Source organism: Cellulomonas sp. IC4_254, from assembly GCF_011603975.1.
In the GTDB taxonomy this organism is placed as follows: domain Bacteria; phylum Actinomycetota; class Actinomycetes; order Actinomycetales; family Cellulomonadaceae; genus Cellulomonas.
The window spans coordinates 1-3,403 of record NZ_JAANNB010000280.1 but is presented as its reverse complement, the minus strand read 5'-3'; the positions used below and the strand labels follow the sequence as shown (position 1 = coordinate 3,403).

Below are 3,403 nucleotides of genomic sequence, written 5' to 3'. Positions count from 1 at the left end.
CGGCGCACCGGACCGCCGGGACCGCCGACCCCGCCGCCGACCTGCCCACCCAGGCCGACCTCCGCCGGTTCGAGGAGCTGCTGGCCGCCCTGCCGCTGAGCCCGGCCGTCGTCGTCGACCTGCCCGGCCGCCGCCTGGTGGTCGACGGGCAGGACGTCGACCTGACCCGCCAGGAGTTCGACCTCGTCGCGTACCTGGCGCGGTCGGCCGGCCGGGTCGTGACCCGGGACGAGCTCTACGACGGCGCCTGGCGCAGCCAGGACCTGTCCGACCGCACCCGCACGGTGGACGTCCACGTCCGCCGGGTCCGGGCGAAGTCGGGCCTGGACGGCCTCATCGCGACGGTGCGCGGCGTCGGCTACCGGCTCAACGCCCTGGACGGCCTGCGCGTCGTGGCCTGAGCGGCCACCGTCGCCCGTTCCTGTGGCGGACCGGGCGCGCGCGGGTGACGCTGGCGATCGGAACACGCCCGCACCGCCCTGGAGGTCCCCGTGGCCCACGCCGACGACGAGCAGACGAGCACCGCGCGAGCCGACGCACCCGCGCCCGACGACCCGCGCAAGCCCGACTCCCCCGACGACCTCACCAAGCGGTCGTGGAAGTACGTGCTGCGCACCACGATCCGCGAGTTCAACCACGACCAGTGCACCGACCTGGCCGCCGCGCTGACCTACTACGCGGTGCTGGCCATCGCGCCGGGTCTGCTGGCCGTGGTGTCGATCCTCGGCCTGGTCGGCGACGGGCAGCAGCTCGTCGAGGACCTGGTGTCGACCGCCACCGGGCTGGTCGGCCAGGAGAGCGCCGAGAACACCCTGCAGCCGATCCTGGAGAACCTCACCAACTCCCCCGGTGCCGGGCTGACGTTCGTCATCTCGCTGGTCGTCGCGCTGTGGTCCGCGTCCGGCTACGTCAACGCGTTCAGCCGCGGCATCAACCGGGTCTACGAGATCGACGAGGGCCGGCCGATCTGGAAGCTGCGCCCGGTGCTGCTCCTGGTCACGCTCGTGCTGGTGCTGTTCGCCGTGGTCATCGTCGTGGCCGTCGTGCTGTCGGGCGGCATCGCCCGGACCGTCGGTGACGCGATCGGGCTGAGCTCCGCCGCCGTGACGGCCTGGAACATCGCCAAGTGGCCGGTGGTCCTGCTCCTGGTGATCGTCGCGATCGCGATCCTGTACTACTTCACGCCCAACGTCCGGCAGCCGAAGTTCCGCTGGATGAGCGTCGGCGCGCTGGTCGCCGTCGTGGTGTGGATCCTCGCCTCGGTCGGGTTCGGGTTCTACGTCGCCAACTTCGGGTCGTACGGCAGCACCTACGGCTCGCTCGCCGGCGCGATCGTGCTGCTGCTGTGGCTGTGGCTCACGAACCTGGCCCTGCTGTTCGGCGCCGAGCTGGACGCGGAGATCGAGCGCGGCCGCGAACTGCAGGGTGGCATCGAGGCCGAGCGCACCATCCAGCTGCCGCCGCGGGACACCCGCGCCAGCGACAAGAAGCGGGCCAAGGCCGAGGAGGACGTGCGGCGCGGCCGGCTGCTGCGCGAGTCCCGGCGCACCCGCCCGCCGCGCTGACCGCCCCGCCCCGCGCACGACCCGGGCCGGTACGCCGCGTGCGTGCCGGCCCGGGACGTGTCGGCGGGGCGGGTCAGGACGCGGTCACGCCCGCGATGTCGAGCAGGTCCGCCAGGCTGCCGATCGTCCGGGCGCCGTCGCCGCCGGGCATCACCGGCACGGGAGCGGTGCCCCACGCGGGCACGCTCGTGAGGAACGACTCCGGGTCGTGCCGCATGAGCCCGATGATCGTCTCGGCCACGAGCCGGCTGCCCACGGGCCCCAGCGAGTTGCCGGACGTCAGCACCTCGGCCTCCTTGAGCACGTAGTACCACAGCGGCGTGCGCCCGGTGAGCTCGGGGCTGGTCAGCGCGGACCGCACCCCGGCGGGCGCGCCGCGGAGCAGCTCGGCGCGGGTCAGCGGCCGGATGCGCAGCGCCCGCGCCACCGCCTCCCCCGTCGGCACGCCCAGCAGGTAGCCGCGCAGCAGGTTGCGCTTGGCGAGGTGCTCCTGGATGCCCGCGAGGTCGCGCGGCTCGTTGCGCATCACCGACAGGTCGTCGGCGAGCTGGGTGTCGATCGCCCGGGCGAAGTGCCGCGGGTCCGGGTCCGCCTTGTCGACGAACCGGTCCCACTCGATCGCCCAGTTCTCCGGCAGCGCCTGCGCACCGCCGATGAACCCGCCCCGCCCGGTGAACTGGAACAGCTGGTCCAGCGTCGCCCGCGGCGCGACGAAGCCCGGGTCCCCGAAGTTGCGGTTGTAGTCGTAGGCGTTGCGGACCTGGGAGTGCCCGAACCGGAACGCGGCGACCGAGAACTCCAGCGGCATCACCGGCGGGCGCTTCGCGGGGAACCGCGCCAGGTAGAGGCCCTTGAGCTCGGACAGCACCCAGTCGACCGTCCCCGGCACCGTCACCGTCCGCAGGTAGTCGTGCACGATCAGCCACTGGTGCGTGTGCCGGACCAGGTGCTGCGCCCGGGCGAGCAGCTCGGCGTCGGCCAGCCCCGGCTCCGCGGTGCGGATCGCGGTGACGACCGCGTTGTGGAACCGCAGGTAGGCGAGGTGCAGCTGCGCGACCACGAGGTTCTCGTCGTTGCGGGAGTCGCCGATCGTCGCCGGGAACTGGGTGCGCCCCGTCGCGGCGTCGGTCACCGGGTGCCGGCCGGGCAGGTCCCGCGCGGCCGGGTCCGCGGCGGCGGGCACCGGTTGGCCCGGGGCGGGCGACGCGAGCGTGCCGACGCGCAGGAACGGCCCGTCGTAGAACGCCGCCGAGCGGGCGCCCTCGGGGCCGTCGCCGTACACCGAGTCCAGGTTGAGGTAGGGCTGGCGCGCGTTGCCGAGCGCCGAGCGCACCGTGGCCGCGTCGACGGGCCGCAGCGCGGGGTCGGCGATCGCCGGCTGCTGCAGCCGCGGGTCCGCCGAGTCCTCGAGCGTGAGGTCGTGGTCGATGAACTGGCCCCAGTACGTGTAGGCGGCCGGGATCGTCGACGGCGGCGCGGGGCTCGCGGCCGGCTCGGCCATCGCGCCCCCGAGGCGCCGGAGCAGCGCGATGACCTGCGGCGGGTCGGCGGCCGGGAGGTGCGCCGCCTCGTCGCCGACGAGGTCCGCGAGCAGGTAGCCGAAGTCCGAGACGTGCGCCTGCCGGCGCAGCACCTCCCCGTGGCCGACGTTCTCGACCACCCTCCCGGCGACGGCGGGCGCGGCGGTCTCGGTCTGCGTGGCGTTCATGTGGGATCCCCCTGGGCGGTGCCGGGCCGCGGTCGCGCCCGGCCGGATGGCGGACCCGCGCCGCGCGGGGCGGCGGGGCGGGCGGTCCGGGTCGCCGCCGGGGGGTGCGGACGGCGCGGGCTGCGAGTCC

General features: G+C 74.8%; 3 protein-coding genes. 2 read left to right on the top strand and 1 reads right to left on the bottom strand.

Annotation, left to right across the window (positions count from 1 at the left end; all coding sequences use genetic code 11):
- Both G6556_RS17795 and G6556_RS17790 read left to right on the top strand, forming a co-directional pair.
- Window positions 1–401 (top strand): winged helix-turn-helix domain-containing protein (locus G6556_RS17795; protein WP_166944341.1); only part of this gene is annotated, 401 nt, incomplete at its 5' end.
- Window positions 402–491: 90 nt separating this feature from the next.
- Window positions 492–1,565 (top strand): YihY/virulence factor BrkB family protein, encoded by a 1,074-nt coding sequence (locus tag G6556_RS17790; protein WP_166944340.1) that lies wholly within the window; start codon window positions 492–494, stop codon window positions 1,563–1,565.
- A gap of 73 nt (window positions 1,566–1,638) precedes the next feature.
- Here the strand turns inward: G6556_RS17790 and G6556_RS17785 are convergent, their stop codons facing one another.
- On the bottom strand, window positions 1,639–3,273 hold the full coding sequence (locus G6556_RS17785) for a heme peroxidase family protein (RefSeq protein ID WP_166944338.1): 1,635 nt from the start codon (window positions 3,271–3,273) through the stop codon (window positions 1,639–1,641).
- Window positions 3,274–3,403 lie beyond the last annotated feature (130 nt).